At 63.5% G+C, this 22708-nt stretch carries 18 protein-coding genes; 3 read left to right on the top strand and 15 right to left on the bottom strand.

Annotation, left to right across the window (positions count from 1 at the left end):
- Positions 1–60: 60 nt before the first annotated feature.
- From AC07SI_RS08780 to AC07SI_RS08730, 11 genes are all read right to left on the bottom strand, one after another.
- The gene (locus AC07SI_RS08780) at positions 61–762 is read right to left on the bottom strand and encodes an NAD(P)H-dependent oxidoreductase (RefSeq protein ID WP_120448112.1); all 702 of its coding nucleotides are present in this window, start codon (positions 760–762) and stop codon (positions 61–63) included.
- Between the two features lie 9 nt (positions 763–771).
- Positions 772–2391: an ABC transporter ATP-binding protein gene (locus tag AC07SI_RS08775; RefSeq protein WP_106804471.1), complete on the bottom strand. Its 1620-nt coding sequence runs from the start codon at positions 2389–2391 to the stop codon at positions 772–774.
- Between the two features lie 2 nt (positions 2392–2393).
- On the bottom strand, positions 2394–3221 hold the full coding sequence (locus AC07SI_RS08770; protein ID WP_065905585.1) for an ABC transporter permease: 828 nt from the start codon (positions 3219–3221) through the stop codon (positions 2394–2396).
- A gap of 3 nt (positions 3222–3224) precedes the next feature.
- Complete coding sequence (locus AC07SI_RS08765) at positions 3225–4184, bottom strand: ABC transporter permease (protein WP_065905584.1); 960 nt, start codon at positions 4182–4184, stop codon at positions 3225–3227.
- 165 nt (positions 4185–4349) lie between these two features.
- Positions 4350–5936, bottom strand: a complete 1587-nt coding sequence (locus tag AC07SI_RS08760) for an ABC transporter substrate-binding protein (protein ID WP_495005558.1) — start codon at positions 5934–5936, stop codon at positions 4350–4352.
- 19 nt (positions 5937–5955) lie between these two features.
- Entirely contained in the window at positions 5956–7563 is a 1608-nt protein-coding gene (locus AC07SI_RS08755) for a 5-guanidino-2-oxopentanoate decarboxylase (RefSeq protein ID WP_495005557.1), read from the bottom strand.
- Positions 7553–9661 (bottom strand): acetate--CoA ligase family protein, encoded by a 2109-nt coding sequence (locus tag AC07SI_RS08750; protein ID WP_495005556.1) that lies wholly within the window; start codon positions 9659–9661, stop codon positions 7553–7555. The genes AC07SI_RS08755 and AC07SI_RS08750 overlap by 11 nt, the downstream gene beginning before the upstream one ends.
- Positions 9662–9679: 18 nt before the next feature.
- On the bottom strand, positions 9680–10840 hold the full coding sequence (locus tag AC07SI_RS08745; RefSeq protein WP_065905580.1) for an acyl-CoA dehydrogenase family protein: 1161 nt from the start codon (positions 10838–10840) through the stop codon (positions 9680–9682).
- A 30-nt stretch (positions 10841–10870) separates the two neighbouring features.
- Complete coding sequence (locus tag AC07SI_RS08740; RefSeq protein ID WP_262134731.1) at positions 10871–11662, bottom strand: enoyl-CoA hydratase/isomerase family protein; 792 nt, start codon at positions 11660–11662, stop codon at positions 10871–10873.
- A 150-nt stretch (positions 11663–11812) separates the two neighbouring features.
- Positions 11813–12451 (bottom strand): TetR family transcriptional regulator C-terminal domain-containing protein, encoded by a 639-nt coding sequence (locus AC07SI_RS08735; RefSeq protein WP_065905578.1) that lies wholly within the window; start codon positions 12449–12451, stop codon positions 11813–11815.
- Positions 12452–12492: 41 nt separating this feature from the next.
- Positions 12493–13251 carry a class II aldolase/adducin family protein gene (locus AC07SI_RS08730; protein ID WP_495005555.1) on the bottom strand — a complete coding sequence of 253 codons (759 nt, stop codon included), beginning with the start codon at positions 13249–13251 and terminating at the stop codon, positions 12493–12495.
- A 131-nt stretch (positions 13252–13382) separates the two neighbouring features.
- Here AC07SI_RS08730 and AC07SI_RS08725 point away from each other — a divergent pair, with 131 nt between their 5' ends.
- The 3 genes from AC07SI_RS08725 to dkgB all read left to right on the top strand — a co-directional run bounded on the left by AC07SI_RS08725 (position 13383) and on the right by dkgB (position 16837).
- Entirely contained in the window at positions 13383–15338 is a 1956-nt protein-coding gene (locus AC07SI_RS08725; RefSeq protein WP_495005554.1) for an oxidoreductase, read from the top strand.
- Positions 15326–15904 (top strand): cupin domain-containing protein, encoded by a 579-nt coding sequence (locus AC07SI_RS08720; protein ID WP_065905575.1) that lies wholly within the window; start codon positions 15326–15328, stop codon positions 15902–15904. Before AC07SI_RS08725 ends, AC07SI_RS08720 begins: the two co-directional genes overlap by 13 nt.
- Positions 15905–16018: 114 nt before the next feature.
- A complete protein-coding gene (gene dkgB, locus AC07SI_RS08715) occupies positions 16019–16837 on the top strand; it encodes a 2,5-didehydrogluconate reductase DkgB (protein ID WP_106804478.1) in 819 nt (272 codons plus the stop codon).
- On the opposite strand, the gene AC07SI_RS08710 is transcribed toward dkgB, so the two are convergent.
- From AC07SI_RS08710 to AC07SI_RS08695, 4 genes are all read right to left on the bottom strand, one after another.
- On the bottom strand, positions 16834–17256 hold the full coding sequence (locus AC07SI_RS08710; RefSeq protein ID WP_065905573.1) for an ANTAR domain-containing protein: 423 nt from the start codon (positions 17254–17256) through the stop codon (positions 16834–16836). The genes dkgB and AC07SI_RS08710 overlap by 4 nt on opposite strands.
- Before the next feature lie 134 nt (positions 17257–17390).
- The gene (locus tag AC07SI_RS08705; RefSeq protein ID WP_495005553.1) at positions 17391–21002 is read right to left on the bottom strand and encodes a transporter substrate-binding domain-containing protein; all 3612 of its coding nucleotides are present in this window, start codon (positions 21000–21002) and stop codon (positions 17391–17393) included.
- 1 nt (position 21003) lies between these two features.
- Positions 21004–21633, bottom strand: a complete 630-nt coding sequence (locus tag AC07SI_RS08700) for a response regulator (protein WP_495005552.1) — start codon at positions 21631–21633, stop codon at positions 21004–21006.
- A gap of 302 nt (positions 21634–21935) precedes the next feature.
- Positions 21936–22652: an MgtC/SapB family protein gene (locus AC07SI_RS08695; RefSeq protein WP_065905570.1), complete on the bottom strand. Its 717-nt coding sequence runs from the start codon at positions 22650–22652 to the stop codon at positions 21936–21938.
- Positions 22653–22708 lie beyond the last annotated feature (56 nt).

The following is a 22708-nucleotide window of genomic DNA, read 5'->3' as shown; positions in this document are numbered from 1 at the left end:
CTGTAGCGGATGTACCGCACTCGCAGGCAAGCCCGCTGCCACATTTGGCCGGTGACAAGTTCAAGAAAGGGGATACAGCGCCTCATCGAACTGCGCCATTTTCGGGAACACCAACGGCTGCTCATCCGCCAGCCCTTGCAGCCGCTGCTCGTACGCGATCAGAAATGCCTGCCGCGCCTCATCGCTGATATACGGCACATGCCACGCCACGAACGGCGCCAGCACTTCATACCCGACATACGCCAAGGTCCCGCGCAGGATCGGCCGCAACATGTCCTCCAACGGCCCGTGAATCGCGCCCTCGCCGAACATGTGTTCACGCCCGCCCAAGGTCACCGTGACCAACGCCCGCTTGCCCGCCAGCCCGCCCTGATCGTAAAACCGCTTGCCGCCGTAACACACGCCCGACACCAGTACCCGGTCGATCCAGCCCTTGAGCATCGCCGGCACCGAGAACCAGAAGATCGGAAAATTGAGGATCAGCAGGTCAGCCCAGAGCAGCTTGTCCAACTCGCCCTGGATATCCGCCGCGATCGACTGCTTCTTCACCCCCAGGCGCTGCTCCAGGGCATACACCAGGTAGTCAGGGTTTTCCCGCGCGCAAAAGTCCGCGGCCGACGCCACCGGGTTCCACTGCATTGCGTACAAATCACTGACCTGCACCTCATGCCCCTGCGCGCTCAACGTGGCGATGGCCTGATCACGCAAGGCGGCGGTAAACGACTGCGGTTCAGGATGCGCGTGAACAATCAAAACCTTCATGTGAATTCCTCAAACAGTGGGCGCCGCCCGTTGGGCCAGCAAGTGATCGAGCCAGTCCGGGTCCATCGCAGGTTCGGATGAAAACAACAGGCCGGTGTAGTCCTGGTACGGCGGGGTGAAAATCGCGCTGCGGCTGCCCTGGTCCACCACCCTGCCCCGCTGCATCACCACCACTTCATCGGCAATCGCGCGGACGGTGGCAACGTCATGAGTGATGAACAGGTAGGCCACGCCGAGTTGCTGCTGGAGGCGGTTGAGCAGTTTCAACACGCCCTCGGCCACCAGTTGATCGAGGGCCGAGGTGACCTCATCGCAGATGATCAATTGCGGGTCGGCCGCCAGGGCGCGGGCGATGCAGATGCGCTGCTTCTGCCCGCCGGACAACTCTCGCGGCTGGCGCTCCATGTAGGTGGCCGGGTCCAGCTCGATCATTTCCAGCAGCTCGGCGACCCGCGCGCGCAGGGCCTTGCCTTTCAGGCCCAGGTAAAACGTCAGCGGCCGGCCGATGATGTCGACGATGCGCTGGCGCGGGTTCAGCGCGGTATCGGGAATCTGGTAGATCATCTGGATGCGCCGCAACTGCTCCTTGCTGCGCTGGCGAAAGTCCACCGGCAACGCCTCGCCGTCATACAGCACCTGCCCGCTCGTGGCCGGGAGCAAGCCGGTGATCAGGCGCGCGGTGGAGCTCTTGCCGCTGCCGGACTCGCCGATCACCGCCAGGGTCTGGCCGCGATACAGCTTCATCGACACCTCCTGCAGCACCGGTTGATGGCCATAGCTGGCGCACACCTGGCGCACATCCAGCAGCGGCTGCTCCTGTACCGGGCACGGCTTGGGCTCGGTGCGAAAGCTGCGCACTGCCCACAGCGACTTGGTGTAGTCCTGCTGCGGCTGGCTGAGCATGCTGCGGGTGTCGGCCTCTTCCACCAGCTTGCCGTGGCGCAGCACCATGATGCGGTCGGCCATCTGCGCGACCACCGCCAGGTCGTGGCTGATATACAGCGCGGCGCTGCCGAAGGTTTTCACCGCATCGCGGATCGCCGCGAGGACTTCGATCTGCGTGGTGACGTCGAGGGCGGTGGTGGGTTCGTCAAAGATGATCAGGTCGGGGTGGCACGCCATCGCCATCGCGGTCATCACCCGTTGCAGCTGGCCGCCGGAAACCTGATGGGGATAACGTTGGCCGATGGTCTGCGGGTTGGGCAGGCGCAGCACGCGGTACAACTCCACCGCTTCGCGCTCGGCCTGGGCACGGTTGATACCGCCGTTGATCACCGCCGTTTCGACGTGCTGGTCGATCAGCCGATGCGCCGGGTTGAACGACGCGGCCGCACTTTGCGCGACATAGGCAATGCGCAAGCCGCGTAACTTGCGCAGCGCTTCGGGCTTGGCCTGCAGCAGTTGAATGCCGTCAAAACACACCGAGCCGCCCGTGATGCGGCAACCGTCGCGCGCATAGCCCATGGCGGCCAGCCCGAGGGTCGATTTGCCCGCCCCCGACTCGCCAATCAGCCCCAGCACTTCGCCGCGCTGCAAGGTCAGGTCGATGCCCTTGATCAGCGGATGCCAGGCGTCCTCGTAATGCCCCTCGATCTGCAGGTTGCGGATTTCCAACAAGGGCTTGTCCATCCTCAACACTCCTTCAGGCCGCTGGATTTATGCAGCATCCAGTCGACGACAAAATTCACGCTGACGGTGATCAACGCCACTGCCAGGGCCGGCAGCAACGGGCTGATATCGCCGAAGGTGATCAACACCGCGTTGTCGCGGACCATGCTGCCCCAATCGGCGGTGGGCGGTTGGATGCCCAGGCCGAGGAACGACAGCGCGCTGATAAACAGGAATACAAAGCAGAAGCGCAGGCCGAATTCGGCAATCAACGGTGCGGCGGCGTTGGGCAGCACTTCGCGGGTGACCAGCCACCACAGGCCTTCGCCGCGCAGGCGGGCAGCCTCGACGAAGTCCTGCACCACCACGGTCATCGCCACGGCGCGGGACAGGCGAAACACCCGCGTCGAATCCAGCAGCGCAATCACCAGCACCAGCGAGGTGGCGTTGGTGCCCACCACGCTGAGAATCAGCAAGGCAAAGATCAGCTGCGGGATCGCCATGAGAATGTCCACCACCCGCGACAAGCCCTGGTCGATCCAGCCGCCCTTGATCGCGGCGACCAAACCACACAGGCCGCCGAGCAGAAACGCCAGGGTCGTGGTCAGGAATGCGATGCCCAGGGTATTGCGCGCGCCGTACACCAGGCGGCTGAACATGTCGCGCCCCAGGTTATCGGTGCCCAGCAGGAACTGGCCGCTCCACGGCGCAAAACCCTCGCCCACCACCTGGGTTTCGCCGTAGGGCGCCAGCAGCGGCGCAAACACCGCCACCACGATGTACAACACAATGATCAGCAGGCCGAACTTGGCGCTCAACGGCGCCCGGGCCACTTGGCTCAACAGGCTCATGGTCTACCCCTTCGGATGCATCAGGCGTGGGTTGCTGGCGATGGACAACACGTCCGCCCCGGTATTGAGCAGGATATAAGTGGCGGCGAAGATCAGGCTGCAGGCCTGCACCACCGGAATGTCGCGCTTGGACACCGAGTCCACCAGCAACTGGCCGAGGCCCGGGTACACGAACACTACTTCGACCACCACCACGCCCACCACCAGGTACGCCAGGTTCAGCGCGACCACATTGACGATGGGCGCCAGCGCATTGGGCAGCGCGTGCCGCCAGATAATCCGCGACTGACGGATGCCCTTCAGGCGCGCCATCTCGATATACGGGCTGGCCAGCAGGTTGATCAGCGAGGCGCGGGTCATGCGCATCATCTGCGCAATCACCACCAGGCTGAGGGTGGCCACCGGTAACACCGAGCGTTCGAGAATGGTGCCGAAACTGGCATCCGGGGCCAGGTTGGACAGGCTGGGAAACCACCCCAGCTTCACCGAGAACACCAGGATTAACAGGTACGCGACGAAGAACTCCGGGAACGACACCGCGCTCAACGCCGAGGTGTTGAGCAGGCGATCGAACCAGCTGTTGCGGTACAACGCCGCCAGCATCCCCAGCACCAGCGCCGTCGGCACCGAGACCAACGCCGCCAACGCGGCCAGGCTCAAGGTGTTGCCCAGGCGCGCGCCGATCAACTCGGCAATGGGTCGCTGGTTGGCCAGCGAAGCGCCGAGATCACCGTGCAGCAGACGCAGCAGCCAGTGCGCGAAGCGCGTCAGCGGCGGCAGATCCAGGCCCAGTTGCGCGCGAAACGCCGCTACGGTCTCCGGCGTGGCGGACTGGCCGAGCATGGCCTGGGCGATATCCCCCGGGAGCATGCCCACGGCGAGAAAGATGATCACCGACACGGCGAACAAAGACAGCAGGCCGAGGGCCAGGCGTTGGAGCACCAGTTTGAATAAGCTATTCATGTTCGGTTCTCATGAGTTGGACATGTTCTCGAAGGCGACAAATGTCCAATGTGGGAGCGGGCTTGCTCGCGAAAGCGGTGTGTCAGCCAATACAGATAGAGACTGACCCAGCGCATTCGCGAGCAAGCCCGCTCCCACATTTGGTTTGTGGCGTTTCTGAAGTATTCACGCCTGCCACCACCGCTCGATCAGCCTCAGCCCATCCAACTCGCCATACGGCGCGGTCTGCGCACCGTGCGCCACGCGGTTCGAACGCGCCGCCACCGAACTGGCAAACAGCGGCACGATGGCCCCGCCATCATCCCGGCACAGGGCCTGCATTTCGTTGTACATCTCCTGGCGCAACGGGGCGTTCATCTCGCCACGGGCGGCGGTCAGCAGTTGGTTGAAGCGCGGGTTGTCCCAGTGGGTCTCGTTCCACGCCGCACCCTTGGCGTAGCCGATGCTGAACATGCGGTCGGCGGTCAGGCTGCTGTACCAGAACGAAGTGGTGAACGGCTGCTTCATCCACACGTTGGAAAAGAACCCGTCGGCCGGTTCGCGCACCACGTCGATGTCAATACCGGCCTGGCGCGCCTGCTCCTTGAACAACACCGAGGCGTCCACTGCGCCGGTGTAGGCGGCGTCCGACGCCTGCAGGCGGACCTTGAGCGACTCCACCCCGGCCTTGCGCAGGTAGAAGCGCGACTTGTCCGGATCGTAGGTGCGTTGCTCCAGGGCGGTGTTGATAAAGCGGCTGCCGGGCTGGATCGGGTGGTCGTTGCCCACCAGGCCGTAGCCGTACAGCACCGAGGCGAGCAAGGTTTCGCGATTGATCGCGTGCTTCATCGCCATGCGAATGTCGTTGTTCTTGAATTCGTTGCTGTCGCACAGCATCGGGAAGGTGTAGTGCTGCGCGCCCTTGGTTTCTTCGATCACCAGATTGGCGTTGCGCTTGAGCAGAGCCACGGTTTTCAGGTCGACCTTGTTGATCACATCGACCTGCCCGGTGACCAGCGCATTGACCCGCGCGGCACCGTCGGCGATGGCCAGCAACTCGGCGCTGGCGAAATGCGCGCGACCGGGTTTCCAGTAGTCGGGGTTGCGCTCCAGGTCCATGCGCACACCCGGCTCGAAGCTTTTCAGGCGGTAGCCGCTGGTGCCTACGCCGGCCTTCCAGTCGGCGGCACCATCCTTGGCGGGCATGATCACCAGGTGATAATCGGCAACCACGTAGGCAAAGTCGGCGTTGCCCGAGTGCAGCTCGAACACCACCGCATCATTGCCCTGGGCGCTGACGCTGGCGACGTCGCCGAGTACGGTCTTGGCGGCCGACGTGGAGTCCTTGCTCAGGTGATGATTGATCGACACCACCACGTCTTCGGCGCTCAGGCTTTTGCCGTTATGGAAGGTCACGCCGGGGCGCAGGTGAAAGGTCCACACGCGCGCATCCGGGGTCGATTCAAAGCGCTCGGCGAGTTCGGGAATCGCGCTGCCGTCGACGGCGATTTCGGTCAGCGTGTTGTACACCGCCGAGAAGCCGACAAAGGTGAAGGTGTCGACCCAGGAACCGGGGTCGCGCGAATCAGTGGTGCTGCCTCCGGCCAGGCCCAGGCGCAGCACGCCGCCGGGCTTGGGCGTCGCGTCCTGGGCCAACGCGTGCAGCGGCAGACCCAGGGAAAACGCCGCCGCCACCGCACCGGCCACGGCGCTGTGTTTGAGGAAGTCCCGTCGGTGCATCGCTTGAGTCATTTTGTTGTTGTTTTCGCTCATGGTCTTGCTCCTCTAAAGATCAACAGGCACAGGCATGTTTCAGCTCGATCAAGGTCACGCCGTTGCGTTTGAAGGCGTTGCGCAAGTCCGTCTGCAATGCATCCAGGTTCTGGGGCTGGTTCACCGTGCAGCCGAACGCCTGGGCGAACAAGGCAAAATCAGGGTTGCGCGGCAGCACGCCGATCGGTTCGATCTCCAGGTCGAGCATGTCGTCGCGGATCTGGCCGAGGGCGTCGTTGTTCCACAGCAGCACCACCAACGGGCTGTCCAGTTCTTCCACCGCCGTCGCCAATTCCTGCGCGGTGTAGAGAAAGCCGCCATCACCCACCAGCACCAGGCCGGGCCGCTGCGGCGCGCCGAACTTGGCGCCGATGCCGGCCGGCAAGCCGTAGCCCAAGGTGCCGTAGCCCGTGGGGTGCAGCCAACTGCGCGGGGCCCGGCTGCGGTAGGCGTAGTTGCCGGTGTAGGCCAGTTGGGTCATGTCACTGCTGATCACCGCATTCGTCGGCAATTCGGCCTCGATGCGCTCGAGAATCGCCTGGTGGATCGATTGCAACGGACCGTGTCCGGACTCGATGGCCTGCAGCACCGCCGCCACTGATCTGGCCGCCGCTGCAGCGTCGCGCGGTGCCGGCGGTAACCGTTGCAGCAGGGCTTGCACCGTCTGTTGGGCATCGCCTTTCAGCGCGACGGCACACGGGTAGAAATCATTGAATTTGCGCGGGTCGATGTCCACGCGCAGCAGCTCGCCGTTCAGCGGCAAACGCTCGCGCCAATAGTCGGTGTCGGCCATTTCCGTGCCGACCGCGAGCACCACGTCGGCCTCGCTGATCAATTGCCAACCAGGTTCGACGCACAAGGTCGAGCCGGCATTCAGCCGATGCCCGATCGGCAACAGGCCCTTACCCGCGACACTGCTGAAAAACGGCGCCGCCAGTTGTGTGCTCAAGCGCTGCAACGCCTCGCCGGCGGCCAGCGCGCCGCCGCCGGCGATGATCATCGGGCGCTTGGCCGCCGAGAGTTTTGCCGCCGCTTGGTCAAGGTCTTCCGCCGAGGGCAAACCGCGCCCTGGGCGGCGTACGACCTCATTGCTCCAATCTCTCTGGATCGGCGCGGCCAACACGTCGAGCGGCACCGAAATGTGCACCGGCCGTGGCCGCTCACTGTCGAACACCGCATAAGCACGCGCCACCAGTTCGGGCAAATCCTCGGTGCTCAAGGCCACGGCGGAGAACGCCGTGATCGGCGCCGTGATCGCGCGCTGGTCCTGGGTCTCATGCAAGATGCCCCAGCCCTTGCCGAGGCTGGCGGTGTGGTTGACGCTGGAAATCACCAGCAGCGGGATCGAGTCGGCGTAGGCCTGGCCGATGGCGGTTGCGGCGTTGGTCACGCCGGGCCCGGTGATCACAAAGCACACGCCCGGCTTGCCGCTGACCCGCGCATAACCATCGGCCATAAAGCCCGCGCCCTGTTCATGGCGGGTGAGTACATGGCGAATGCCGCTGCCGGGCAAGCCGCGGTACAACTCCAGGGTGTGCACTCCGGGAATCCCGAAGACGGTATCGACGCCATAGTTGGCCAGCAACCGCACCAGGGCCTGGCCGCCGGTCAAGGTTTTATCGTGCATGTTGATCTCCTAGACGAATCAACGCGTCGACCGCCGTGGCGCCGTGGGCGTTGACCAGCAATGGGTTCACATCCAACTCCAGCAATTGCGCGGCGTTGGCGCAGGCGTAGTCGGCCACCGCACGGATGGCCGCGACCAGCGCGTCGAGATCCGCCATTTCGCGCCCGCGAAAGCCCTGCAGCAACGCGGCGCTGCGCAAGCTGAGCACGGCGTGGCGGATCGCATCGTCAGTGGTCGGCAGCAGCAGGCTGCGACTGTCCTTGAGCAGTTCCACGAGGATGCCACCAGCGCCGATCACCAGGGCCAGGCCGAAGTCATTCTCGCGCTTGATACCCACGATCAGCTCGGCCAACGGCGGGGTCGCCATGGACTCCAGCAGCAGTTGGTCAAACGCTACACCGGGCGCATACGCGGCGATCTGCCCGCGCATCAGCGCCAACGCAGACGTCAGCGCCACACCATCCTGCAGGTTCAAGGCGACGGCACCGGCCTCGGTTTTATGCGGCAACTGCGTGCTGACCGCCTTGAGCACCAACGGGTAGCCCAGCACATCGGCGTCGGCAATCGCGCGTCCCGGTGTACTCAATACCGCAGCCGGCGTGTTCAGGCCGAACACGCGCAAGGCTTGCTTGGACGCCCACTCATCCAGGGCCAGGCCCTGGCCTTGCAGGGGTTGCGGGCACAGCGGCACGAGGCTCGACTCGCCGCGCGCCAGCAAGGTCCGCCGATTGTGCTGATACTCGGCGATCCGCCCCCAGGCCGCGAGTGCATCCTCCACGCCTTGCAGCGCAGCAATGCCGTGGGCATGCAAGCGCTCGCGGGCATGGGCCGGCAGCAATTCGGGAAACGCCGAGGTGACAAACCCGGTCTTGCCATGCCGGTCGAGCGCGTCGCAAAACAGCCCGAGCAGCAGGTCGCATTCCTTGCGTTCGCCAGTGAATTCGGCCGGGTAGTCCAGCACCAGCATGGCGGCATCGGCCTCCGTGCGCAGGGCGGTATCGAGCATCGTGTCGAGGGCTTCGCGGTCACCCCAGATGGCGGTGGTGAAGTCCAGCGGGTTGACCAGGTTGGCGTAGCTGGGCAGCACCTGCGCCAGCTCTGCGCGCTGGTCTTCGTCGAGTGTCGGCAAGGCCAGTTGGTTGCGCTCGGCGTAGTCGGCGATCAGTCCCGCGTCGCCACCGGAACAGGCCAGCGCGATCAGGCGGTTGCCGGCCGGCAGATTGCCGCACGCTGCGGCTTTCAAGGTCTCGACAAAACTCACCGGCCCACTCACGCGGATCACCCCGAGCCGGGTGAACAGGCTGTCGTACAGTGTGTCGGAGCCGGACAGCGAACTGGTATGACTCAACGCCAGTTCGGCCCCGATCTGCGACACGCCGGTTTTCAACGCGATGATCGGGATGCCCTTCTCCAGCGCCTTGTGCGCAGCGCGGGCGAACCCCGGGACATTCTTCAAACCCTCCAGGTGCAGACCGATGGCGGTCACGCGCGGCTCATCGAGTAATACGTCCATCAATTCGGCCACGCCCAATTGCGCCTGGTTGCCGACCGAGGCCATGTAGGCCACCGGCAACGAGCGGTCGCTCATCGACAGGTTGTAGGCGAAGTTGCCGCTCTGGGTCAGCACCGCCACGCCCTTCTCCACCGCTTTGCCGCCGTGGGCCACCGGCCACAGGGCGGCGCTGTGCAGGTAGTCGAGCAGGCCGTAGCAGTTGGGACCGAGCAAGGCCATCTCGCCAGCGGCGTGCAACAACTGCTGCTGCAGCGCCGCTCCACTGGCGCCGGTTTCGGCAAAGCCGGAGGCGTAGCAGATCGCGCCGCCGGTGCCGATGGCGGCCAGTTCAGCAACACAGGTCAATGTCAGTTCACGGTTGGTGGCAATGAATACCGCATCCGGGCCGCACGGCAGGTCCGCGACGCGGCGCACACAGGGGATGCCGTCGAGGCTGTCATGCTGCGGGTTGACCAGCCACATCGGCCCGGTAAACCCGTCGTCGGCACAGCGCTTGAGGGCGCGGGCCATGCTGCGCCCGCCGACAAAAGCCAGGTGCCGGGGCGCCAGCAGGCGCTTGAGATTGTCGCGAATAGCCTGGGACATAAGCGTTCTCCGCGCCGATCAGCGCAACAGCGGTCGCAACAGTTCACGGGCGATGATATGGCGCTGGATTTCCGAAGTGCCTTCCCAGATCCGTTCGATCCGCGCGTTGCGCCAGATGCGCTCCACCGGCCCTTCGTCCATCAAGCCCATGCCACCGAAAATCTGCACGGCCTCGTCGGCGACCTTGCCCAGGGTTTCGCTGGCAAACAGCTTGGCCATGCCGGCCTCGCCGTCGGTCATGCTGCCCTGATCCATTTTCCAGGCGGTGTGCAGGGTCAGCAGTTCAGCCGCGCGTATCTGCGTGGCCATGTCGGCGAGTTTGAAGCTCACGCCCTGATAAGTGCCGATGGGCTGGCCAAACTGCTTGCGATCCGCTGCCCATTGCAGCGACACCTCCAGCGCACGCTGGGCCTGGCCGACGCAGTTGGCGGCGACCATCACGCGCCCGGCGGTGAGCCAGGCATTGGCCACGTCCCAGCCTTTGCCCACTTCGCCGAGCACCTTGGAGGCTGGCACGCGGCAGTCGTCGAAGAACATTTCGTAGGTGTGGTAACCGCGGTTGCTCACACACTTGGGGCCCCGGCGAATGGTCATGCCCGGCGTGCCACGGTCGACCAGGAATGAAGTCACCGCATTGCGCTGGCGGCCGTTGTGCTCGTAGGTGTCAGTGACGGCAAACACAATGGCGAAATCGGCGTGCCCGGCATGGCTGATGAAGTGCTTGCTGCCGTTGATCACGAAGTCGTCGCCGTGGCGCACGGCGCGGGTCTTGATCGCGTTGGCGTCCGAACCGGCACCGGGTTCGGTCAGCGCGAAGCAGTCGATTTTCTTGCCCTGCACGCACGGCAGCAGATAGTCGCCGATCTGCGCGCCGGTGCAGGCCATGAGGATTTTCGACGGGCGCGCGACAAACACATGCAGGGCCCACGACACCTTGGACAATTCCCGTTCGATCAACGCCTGCGACAAGTAGTCGAGGCCACCACCACCGACCTCTTCCGGCATGTTGAAGGCATAGAAGCCGGCAGCGATGGCCTTGTCGCGGATCTGCGCGGCCAGCTCCGGTGAAACCTCGTCGGCGCGGTCCACCGCCTCCTCGTGGGGCAACAATTCCTTGGCAACAAAACTGCGTACCGCGTCCACCAACATGTCTTGTTCTTGGCTGAGTTGGAAATTCATGGCGCTACCTGCTCGGGGGTGTCGTTGTTGTTATTTGCCGCAGAATGTCGGGAGGCGTTTTTCCATGGACGCGCGCAGGGCTTCGGCGCCATCGGCACTGCGTCCGCATAACAGGCCGGCGGCCAGTTCGGCTTGCAGTTGCTCGGGCAGGCTGCGGTCGGCGCCATCGCGGATCAGGGTTTTGGTCTGGGCGAAGGCGAAGGTCGGGCCGTTGGCCAGGCGGGTCGCCAGTTCGAGGGTGTGGGCATGCAGTTGCTCATCGGCGACCACTTCACCGACCAGGCCGGCTGCCAGGGCGCGGTCGGCACTCCACAGCTCATCAAGGAACAGCAGGCGCTTGGCCTGTTCGCTGCCGATCAGGCGTGGCAAGTGCCAGCTGGCACCGGCGTCCGGCGCATACGCCATGCTGGTGTAGCCGGCCTTGAAGCGCGCCGACTGGGCCGCTACGCGCAGGTCGCAGCACAGGGTCAGGTCCATGCCGGCGCCGACGGCGGTGCCGTTGATCGCGGCAATCGTGGGTTTGTCGAGGCTGTGCAGGCGGGTCATGAGGGCGTGGGCGGTTTCGGTCCAGCCGTAGGTTTCCAGGGCGCCGCGTGCTTCGGCGTCAGCCCACTCGGCGAGGTCCGCGCCGGCGCAGAAGCTGCGGCCGCTGCCGGTCAACACCACCACACGCACGGCCGGGTCGCGATTGAACGCGTCGAGCAGGCTGTGCAGGTGCTTGAGGGTCGGGATGTCCAGCGCATTGCGCTGCGGCCCTCGGTTGAGGGTGATCCAGGCAACGCCTGCCTGCACGTGGGTGAGCACGGACGAATCGGTAGTCATGGCTTCCTCGAATTATTTTATTTGGCGTGAGGGGTGCGACATGGGGCGATACTAAACGAGTGTTCAGTAAGGAGGCAATCGGCAAATCTTAAATTTTTTCAGTGCCGGAAAAACCGCCCAGGACCTTGCGTCCAGGGCGGCGAGGAAGGCTCAGGGTTTGAGCTGGTAACGCTTGCGACCGCCAGATTGCAGGCCGTCGACCCAGGCTTCGCAGATCTGGATCCCCTGCTCCGGGGTGAACGTGCCGGGGTTGAGCCCCGACTCCAGCCACAACCCATCGAGCAAGGCGCTCAGGCCGATGGCCGCGAGGTCGGCGTCGAACTGCTCCCACCCTTCTTCGCGGGCCATGTCGGTCAGGGCCGAACGCATGATGGTGCGGTATTCGCCGTAGGAGTGTTCGTGGGCCAGGTTGATCGCCGGCGCCGTCTTCACCGCGCCCCAGAACACCAGCCACGCGTCCAGCAACTGCGGGTCGAGCAACTCGGCGGAAAACGAGCCCCGAAACAGCGCCGACAAACGCTCCCGAGGGTTGGGCGGCGCCTTGGCCATGGTCTCGCGCAGCAGGCTCATGACCTGGCCGGTGATGGTGCGATAGGCCTCGGCCACCAACTCATCCTTGCCCGAGTAGTGGTGGCTGATCAGCCCGACGGAGACCCCGGCCTCGGCGCTGATCTTGCGGATCGAGGCGCCCTGGAACCCGTCACGCTTGAGGCAAGTCAGGGTCGCCTGGACCAGATTGGCCTTGCGCAATTCCGGCTCCATCCGGGAGAAACGGGTTTCCTGGGTCATGGCGCGGTGTCCTTCGGTTGAGTCGGCTGCACGACTCTACATCAGTCGCGGTAGCCCGGCGACACTCGATCCAACATGCGCAGCAACGCCGCCCACGCCAGTTGCATCGCATCCAGGTCAACCAACTCGCCCTCCTCCAGCGGCCGGCCGGGGTTGTTGAATTGCTGTTCGGTGTACTGGCAGACCTCGGCGGATGGCAGTACCAGTGGGCCACAGGCCTGGGCGGCGATCTGGATGTCGCAGGCTTTCTCCAGGTAGTACATGCGCAGGAATGCCTGGCTGACGGTTGCGCCTACCGTCAGCAAACCGTGGTTGCGCAGCATCAGCACCGGCTTGTCGCCGAGGTCGCGCACCAGGCGTTGCTGCTCGTCCATGTCCAGGGCCACGCCTTCGTAGTCGTGGTAGGCAACCTTGCCGTAGAACTCCATGGAAATCTGGTTCACCGGCAACAGCCCGCACGCCAGCGCCGCCACCGCGCAGCCTGCGCGAGTGTGGGTGTGCAGCACACAGTGGGCATCTTCGCGGGCGCCATGGATCGCGCTGTGAATCACAAAGCCGGCCGGGTTGACCGCATGCGACGACGGCTCGACCGCGCGCCCGTCGAGGCCGATCTTCACCAGGCTGGAGGCGGTGATTTCATCGAACATCAGCCCGTAGGGATTGATCAGGAAGTGATGCTCGGGCCCGGGAATGCGCACCGAGATATGCGTGAAAATCAGGTCACTCATGCGGTAGTGCGCGATCAATCGATAACACGCCGCAAGCTCTTCGCGCAGGTGCTGTTCGGTGGAGTAAGGCATTTTTATTCTCCGGGCACGGGGTGGGTGAAGGCGACGCTAATCCAGACACCAGTAAAAAAACAAGTTGATTTTTTACTGGCGGCAGCCTCCTATAGAAAAATAACAATAACAGCGCCTGGAGTACCCGCACCATGTCGCCCTCTGCTTTCCCGCACCTGTTCGAGCCCCTGGCACTGCGGGGCAAACGCCTGAAAAACCGCATCATGTCCAGCGGTCATGACACCTCGATGCCCACCGATAACCGGGTCAACCCGCCATTGATCGCCTACCACCGTGCGCGTGCCGAAGGCGGTGTCGGCCTGATTGTGCTGCAGGTGGCCGGGGTGCATGACAGCGCGCGGTACACCTCCCATGTGTTGATGGCCACCGACGATGCGTGCATCGAGGGCTACCGCGAGCTGGCCGAAACCTGCCATGCCCATGGCACCGTGGTGCTGTCGCAGATCTTTCATCCCGGGCGGGAAATCATGGAGTCGGCGGATGGCCTGCTGGCGGTCGCCTACTCGGCCTCGGGGGTGCCCAATGAACGCTTCCGGGTGATGCCGCGTGCGTTGGACCAAGCGATGATCGATGAGATTGTCGCGGGTTACGCTGCCGCTGCCAGGCGTCTGCATCAGGCCGGGATCGACGGCGTCGAAGTGGTCGCCAGCCATGGGTACCTGCCGGCGCAGTTTCTCAACCCGCGGGTCAATCGGCGCAGCGATGGCTACAACGGGGCGCTTGAGCAACGGCTGCGGTTCCTGACGGAAATCCTCGCCGCCGTGCGCGCGGCTACCGACGCGGACTTCATCATCGGCCTGCGCATTTCTGCCGATGAACGCGATGCCGAAGGGCTCACCGAAAGCGAATCCCTGGAAGCCGTGCAGAGCCTGCAGTCCCAGCTCGACTACGTGCATATCGTCGCAGGCACGTCGGCCTCGCTGGGCGGTGCAATCCACATCGTGCCGCCCATGGCGATTGCCGCCGCGTACCTCGCCGATGAGGCCGCGACGTTCAAGGCCAGCCTGTCGATTCCGCTGTTCGTCACCGGGCGCATCAACCAGCCCCAGGAAGCCGAATTGATCCTCGCGCGCGGCCAGGCCGATGTGTGCGGCATGACCCGCGCATTGATCTGCGACCCGCTGATGCCCGCCAAGACTCTCGACGGGCGCGTCGAAGATGTGCGCGCGTGCATCGCCTGCAACCAGGCCTGCATCGGTCACTTTCACAAGGGCTTGCCGATCTCGTGCATCCAGCATCCCGAGACCGGCCGCGAGCTGCAATTCGGCGAGGTGCAAGCGACACTCAAGCGCAAGCGCATCATGGTCGTGGGCGGTGGTCCGGCGGGTATGAAAGCCGCAGCGGTCGCGGCGCAACGCGGGCATGCCGTGACGCTCTACGAGGCCAGCGCCCAGTTGGGCGGGCAAGTGCTGCTGGCGCAATTGCTGCCACGGCGCAGTGAGTTCGGTGGCGCCAGCACCAACCTGCAGCGCGAGATGCAACTGGCCGGGGTGCAGGTGCTGCGCAACACCCGCGTCGACCGCGCGCTGGTGGAGCGCGAGCAACCCGACCACGTGATCATTGCCACCGGCGCCGAACCCTATTGGCCGGCCTTCGAGCAAGGCGGCGAACTGCAGGTGGTGGATGCCTGGCAGGTGCTGCGCGACGCAGTACCCCTGGGGCGTTCGGTGGTGGTGGTCGACTGGCGTTGCGACTGGATCGGCCCCGGCATTGCCGAGCGCCTGGTGCGCGCCGGGCATCAGGTGCAACTGGCGGTGAATGGCACGCACTGTGGCGAGAATCTGCCGCTGTATGTGCGTGATCAACTGGCCGGCGAGCTGCACCGGCTGGGCATTCCGATCATCCCGTATGCGCGCTTGTACGGCTGCGACGACACCACGGTGTACCTGCAACACACCGCCAGCGGCGAGCCCATGCTGCTGGAGAATATCGACACGCTGGTGTTGTGCCAGGGCCACCAGCCGGTGGACACTCTCGGCGCGCAGCTGCAGGGCCTGGTGCCGTTTGACCGGATCGGCGACTGCCTGGCGCCGCGCACCGCCGAAGAGGCGATCTACGAAGGACTCAAGGTGGCATGGAACCTGTGAACGACCAACCCCAGCAACTGTTTCTCGGCACCCGCATCCGTGGTTTGCGCAAGGCCAGCGGCATGACCTTGACCGCCCTGGCAGAGGCCAGCGAACTGACCGCCGGCTACCTGAGCCAGCTGGAACGCAACCTGGCGTACCCGTCGATTCCGGCACTGTTCAACATCGCTCGCAGCCTGGGGGTGACGATCCAATGGTTCTTCGCCAGCGAGACCACGCCCGCACCGGCAGACGCAGGCTACGTGGTGCGCAAGGACAATCGCCAGAGCATCCACTATGAAGACGGCATCGTCGACCAGTTGCTGACGCCCCTGCCCAACCATCAACTGGAAATGCTGCAATCGAGTTTCCCACCGGGCACCTACAGCCAGCAGAGCTACAGCCATGAAGGCGAAGAAGCCGGCTATGTGTTGCGCGGACAGTTCGAGCTGTGGGTGGGAGAGCGGCACTTCCTGCTGGCGGCTGGTGACAGCTTCAGCTTTGCCAGCAGCGAACCGCATCGGTATGGCAACCCCGGCAAGGTGGAGACGGTGGTGATCTGGGTGATTACGCCGCCGACATTTTAGGCCAGGCCCATTCGTGACCTGCGGTAAAGAGTCCTTTTCGGATTCGACGGTTTTTCCGAAGGAACGACGGGCGGATACTCGACTCCATTGTTCACACCTCTTCAGGAGTTACTGATGTCTATCCCCACGTCCAATGTACCCGCCTTCGGCCTCGGCACTTTCCGCCTGCAGGGCCAGGTGGTGATTGATTCCGTCAGCACCGGCCTGGAACTGGGCTACCGCGTCATCGACACGGCGCAGATCTACGAGAACGAAGCTGACGTCGGCCAGGCCATCGCCGACAGCGGTGTGCCCCGTGATGAGCTGTTCATCACCAGCAAGATCTGGATCGCCAACTTCGCCGAAGGCCAGTTGATCCCGAGCCTCAAGGAGAGCCTGCGCAAGCTCCAGACCGACTACCTGGACCTGACCCTGATCCACTGGCCGTCGCCGGAAGACCAGGTTCCCGTCGCCGAATTCATGAGCCAGTTGCTGGAAGCCAAGCGCCAGGGCCTGACGCGCCAGATCGGTATTTCCAACTTCACCATTGACCTGATGAAACAGGCCATCGCAGCGGTCGGCGCCGAGCACATCGCGACCAACCAGATCGAACTGCACCCCTACCTGCAAAATCGCAAGGTGGCGGAGTTCGCCAGCGCCCACGGTATCCAGATCACCTCATACATGACCCTGGCCTACGGCGAAGTGCTCAAGGACCCGGTGATCCAGCAGATCGCCGAGCGCCATCAAGCCACCCCGGCCCAAGTGACGCTGGCCTGGGCCATGCAACTCGGGTACGCCGTGATCCCCTCCTCGACCAAACGCGCCAACCTGGAAAGCAACCTCAAGGCCCTGCAACTGACCTTGAGTGCTGCCGACATGGAACAGATTGCCGGCCTGGAGCGCGGCCATCGCTTGACCAGCCCCAAGGGCATCGCGCCGAAGTGGGACTAGGCGCCGGCCACCCGTGCGCGGGATAACTCGCGCAACCAGGGCAATACCCGCAGGCCCGCCGTGGCTGCGGGTGGGTCGATGATGTCCATGAAATGTTCGAGGTTGACGTTGTCCGGTACGCCGGGCAGCCGTACCAGCACCGCCGGTGTTGCGCCGGCAGGTGCGCCCAGGTCGAGGTGGTCGTAGACCAGCACGTGGCGTACCTGGGGCTGGGGCCCGCAGCTGTGCAGCGTCAGCCCCGCATTGATGATCAGCACGTCAAAGGGTTCGGCCGGAATGGCGGTGAGTATCTGGACTTCTTCGAAGGTCTGTACCGGCACGATCCGGTGGTACCCCAACTGATTGAGCATTTTTTCGATGTACAACCGTTGCAGGTGCTGTTCATCGGCAATCAGGATGGTCAGTGCTTTGTTCGGCATGGCAAACCCCTGGGCTGGCAGCGCTCGTCAGTGAGCGTCGCCCATTTTCCAGACATATCCCGAAGACAAAATCAGGCATGTTCCCCCTTCATGTAGGAGTTGTCCCAAATGCACCGAATGGCTGTCTACCTCGGTCACGCCTGATTGCAGTACTGCCCGAGGCTGTGTTGCAAGCCTGCGATAGCCCGTTCAACCGCCTGCACTGCTGCGTCCAACGCCTCGCCTTCGCGCCGCTCGCACAGGTCTTCCAAGGTCTCGCAGCTGGCGATCAACACCTGAGACTTGACCAAGCGTGCGCCACCTTTGACGCGATGGGCCAGGTCATGCAGCCTGGCGAAGTCCGTGCGATTTTGCTCAACACCCAGCCAGGCGCGATCTTCCTCCAGGCTGTCGAGTAACGGCGTCAGCAACTCGTTCAGCGCGACCTTATCGCTACCGGTCAGCGCGATCAGCGTACTCAAATCAAACGTCGGTTCGACCGCCTGTGTCACCCCGCCGACCGCGCGCGATGCCAACGCGGCGCGCAAGTCTTCAAGCCCGGTAGGCTTGAACAGGCAGCCATCCATGCCGGATTGTCGGCAGCGTTCGGTTTCTTGTGGCTGCGCATTGGCGGTGAAGCCCAGCAACAGGCATGGCGTGAGCCCGCGCTGACGCTCCTGGGCACGAATATCCCGCGCCAACGTATACCCATCCTTGAAGGGCATATTGCAATCGGTGATCACCCCATCGAACTGCCCGGCCTGCCACAAGGCAAAGCCTTGGGCACCGTCATCGGCGGTGGTGATGCGGTGCCCCAGGAAGCTCAACTGGCGAGCCAGCAGCAGGCGGTTGGCCGGGTAGTCATCCACCACCAGGATGCTCAACGCCCGGGCCGTCGGAACGGGCAAGACGGGCAATGCATCCGGCACGCGGGTGGTCATTTCCAGCGACAGCGTCACATCCACCCGCGTGCCCTTGCCCAGCACGCTGCTCAAGTGCAATTGCCCGCCCATCATCTCGCACAGGTTGCGGCTGATGACCAGTCCAAGGCCAGAACCACTGCGTGCCGACTGTTCGTTATTGCTGCCCTGGATAAAGGGGTTGAACAAGCGCTGCTGATCGACAGCGCTGATGCCAATGCCGGTGTCCTCCACCCATAGCCGCAGGTCTAGTTGATCGCCGACCAATGCCCCCTGGGCCCCCACGCGTACCTGACCACTGGTGGTGAACTTGATCGCATTCCCCAACAGATTGGACACCACCTGCTTGAAGCGCAGCGGGTCGATCAACACCGCATGGTCGATCAGCGGGTCGAGCTCCACTTGCAACACCAGGCCCTTGTCGCGCGCCAACCCTTCAAATACCCGTGCCACCGAGGCTAGCAGCTCGTGCGGATTGGCGGGCTCCAGGGCCAGTGACAGGTGGCCGGATTCAATCCGCGCAATGTCGAGAATATCGCCGATCAACTCCAGCATGCTGTGCGACGCCACCGAGGCCACCTCCAGCGCGGCGCGGTCGGCACGCCCCTGCTGGGCGTTTTCCAGGGCCAGCTCGATCATGCCGATCACAGCGTTCATGGGCGTGCGTATCTCATGGCTCATGGTGGCCAGGAAGGTGGTCTTCGCGCGGTTGGCTGCGTCGGCCTCCTCCTTGGCTTCCTGCAATTGGCCCAGCAAGCGCTGGCGCTCGCTGACATCGACCCAGCCGGCAATCATGCCCACGACGCCGCCGTTGCTATCCCGGTAGGGCAGCATCCACTGGTAGATGGTCAACACCCCGCCACCGGGAATCTTCAACACGCGGTCATGGATCTGCGGTTCGCCCTGCTCCATCAAGCGCAGGTAATCGGCATGGAACGACTGGGCCTGGGGAGGGTTGCCGGTGTCGGTCTCCACCACGGTCTTGCCAATGACGTCTTCGAGCTTGAAGCCGAAGACATCGAGGTAGGCGTTGTTGCACGCCATCAAGCGGCCTTGGCGATCGCGCACGTAGATCGGGTGCGGAGTGCCGTCGATCAGCACGCTCATAAAGCGCATCTGGTCGCTCAAGGCCCGCTCCGCCTGGGCGCGCTTGCGAATCAGGTTACGCAGGTAGAACACCCAGCCCAGGGCGACCAACAGCAGCAGCGCGGCAAGGGCGAAGCCTTGGATAATCACGTTGCGGTGCCGCAGCCAGTAGCTGTCTTCGAGGATGATTTCACTGCGCCAATGGTTGGTCAGCTCGTCCATCTCTTCGGGGGTAATGCTCAGCAATGCCTTGTCGAGGATCGAATACAACTCCAGTTCACTGCGGTTGACCCCCAGGGTAAAACGCGCCGGCTCCCGGCCGACCGTGCTGGTGATGCGCAGGCGTTCACGGTAATTGCGCGCGATCATGTAGCGCGCGCTGATCAACGACACCGCGGTCGCCTCCACGGTGCCCTTGGCCACCAACGCCATGGCCTGCTCGGTGTTCTCGACTTCGACAAACACCACGCCTGGGTAGTCCTCGGCAATCTGCATCGCGAGGCTGTTGCCGCTGACCACCGCCAGGCGTTTGCCGGGCATGTCCTCCAGGGTGATCACGCGCTCATTGTCCGCGGACACCACCAGGGCATAGGGGTTTGACAGGTAGGGCCGGGTAAAGCGGATCTTCTCCGACCGCTCGATGCTGGGCGTCACGGCCGCCAGCATGTCGACGCGCCCGGTGCTGACCGCGTCAACCAGGCGCGGCAGTGAAGTGCCCTGCTCGATGTCGAACTTAAGGCCCGTACGCAGGCTGATCCGCGACAACACCTCGGCGCTCAGGCCTTCGAACTCGCCCTTCTCATTGAAAAACGATAGCGGCACGAACTTGTCGACCACCGCCACTTTTACCCGCGGATGCTTCTCCAGCCAGCGCTGCTCATTGACGCTCAAGCGCAGCCGGTCGGCCTCGGGAAAACCAATACCACCGGCACTCCAACGGCGCAGGATTTCCATCTGCTGGTTGGCGGGAACAGCGGCCAGCGCGGCGTTGATGATCCTCAGCAGGCGTGTGTTTTCCTTGCGCAGGGCGAACCCGAACGGGTTGGCTTCCATGGCCGAAAAATCCGCCATGCGCACATTATTGAGATGGTTCTTGTTGATCAGGTAGCGGGTGCTGATGGCATCCCCGAGGTACACATCCGCCTGGCCAAACGCGACGGCGCCGATGGCCTCGAAGGTCGAGCCAAACAACTGCAACTGCGCTTGGGGGTAGAACGCCTGGACGGCGTCGGGCGGCATGTAGTGGTAGAGCATCGCCACGCGCCTGCCCGCCAGATCGGCATTCAATGCAAGGTTGTCACCCGCGCGCGTCACCAGCACGGGTTGATCATTGGCGTAGGAGCGCGATAGCACCAACTGCGGGTCGGCGAACTCATAACCGTTGGCCGAGCCGAGAAAATCCACCGCGCCGCTCTTGAGGGCGTCGATAACTTCATCGCGCGTGTCGTAGCGCCGAACCGTGACCGCGATATTCAGCGCCTGGCCGATCAGCGCCGCATAATCGGCGGTGATGCCTTCCAGTTCTTGCTTGTTGTTACTCAGGTCAAAGGGCGCGTAATCCGGCGCCGAGACTCCGATGATCAATGTGCGCTGCTCGCGCAGCCAGCGCCAGTCGGCTTCATCGAGCATCACGCTGGTGGGTTCAAGGGTTGAGTGGCCGAGTAGCCGCAGGCTTTGCGGTGCATCCACGGCCATCACCGCCGCAGGCAACATCCCCACGAGCAGGATGACCATGAGCTTGATCAACCGTGAGGGGTTCATTTCAGATCAGGTGATTGCGCTGCGCGAACTTGGACAGATGCACCACCGAGGACATACGTAGTTTCTCCTTGAGCCGCGTCTTGTAGGTACTGATGGTTTTGTGACTCAACAGCATGTCCTCGGCAATCTCCTTGTTACCCAGGCCCAGGGCCAGTTTTTGCAATACCGTCAGCTCGCGATCGGACAGCGCCTCCACCAACTCCTGCTCGGTGGATTGCAGGTCGTCGCGACGCACCGAACTGGTAGGCAGGCTCGGAAAGCAACTGTAGCCGGACCTGATTGCCCTGATGGCCTTCTGCAGCTCGTCGAGTTCGCCGGTCTTGGCGACAAACCCCATGGCACCGGCACGCATGCAACGGGTAGAAAAGAACACGGCCAGGTACGAAGTCAGTACCAGTATCTTGCAAGGCAGGTCCAAGGCTTTAATCCGACTGATCACCTCCAACCCACCGAGCTTGGGCATTGCCAGGTCGAGAATGACAAGGTCCGGACGCTCCTCACGGGCAACCTGCATGGCATCCGCGCCGTTACCTGCTTCGAAGATGGCGTCGAAGCCCTCCTGCTTCAGCAGGTGCTTGACGGTGGCGCGTATAAACGGGTGATCATCCACAATTAAAGCTTTGTTGCTCATAAGACTCCCCTGGGAGGATCAGTACGCTTACATATCACGTGAGTCCTATCTACCTGTGAAAAGTAACAGTTCCGACAAACGGTGCTGAGTACTCTGCGTGACACTTCAGGCAGTACGGGCCTCTCCTTTTGAAAAACACGATGAAAACGTAAAGCTGCGCCTGGGTTCCTAAATAGGCGCAAGCGCGCAACCTTAACAATGGCGTGTGGTTTCAAATGAAGGGATAGTCTCGAATACTTGTAGGACTTTTCCTCTCAGTAGCATAGTCCGTATTGAACAAGGCAAAGTCTGACGTCCGCGTACTACTCCGTGGTGCTTGGGCTCCAGAAGGCCTGCACCACCAGGGTCGACAGAGAAATGCGCGCCACCAGGGCATCCAGCTCGTCACCGTCCACCGAGGTCACCGCCAGGGTGGCTTCGATTTCGACTTCGTCAGTGCCGAAAGGCCGCACATCGACATCACTGGCCGGGTAGTTGCAACGCGCCAATTCGGCTTCCAGCAGTGCGAGCACGGCTTTCTGCTGGGTACGCCGGGCGATGACATAGAGGATATTGGTGACCTCCGCCGACACCACATCCAGCGGCTGGCGGTTGATGTTGTTGACGATCGGCCGCAGCAAGGTATTGGCCGCCAGCACAAACAGCGTGCCGAGCAACGCTTCGAGGATCAGGTCGGCGCCGGCACAGGCCCCCACCGCCGCCGACGCCCAGAGCGTGGCGGCGGTGTTGAGCCCGCGCACATTGCCTTCTTCGCGCATGATCACACCCGCGCCGAGAAAACCGATCCCCGAGACCACGTACGCCACCACCCGCACCGCGCCTTCTGCGCCGCCCAGGCGGTTGGCCATGTCGACGAAAATCGCCGCGCCCACCGCCACCAGCACGTTGGTGCGCAGGCCCGCCGTGCGCTGGCGGTACTGACGCTCGAAACCGATCAGGCCGCCGAGGATGAACGCGGCGGTGAGGCTGACCAAAGTGTCGATCAGCGAATTGAGGTTGATGTTGTTGATTGCTTGCATAAAAAATCTCCTTGAACGCCAGCGCCTGCAGGAGCTGGCTTGCCAGCGATAGCACC

This window comes from Pseudomonas sp. GW821-FHT05D12 (assembly GCF_059419825.1).
Note: the sequence above shows the minus strand (reverse complement) of the source record. Positions and strands in the feature narration are given on the sequence as shown.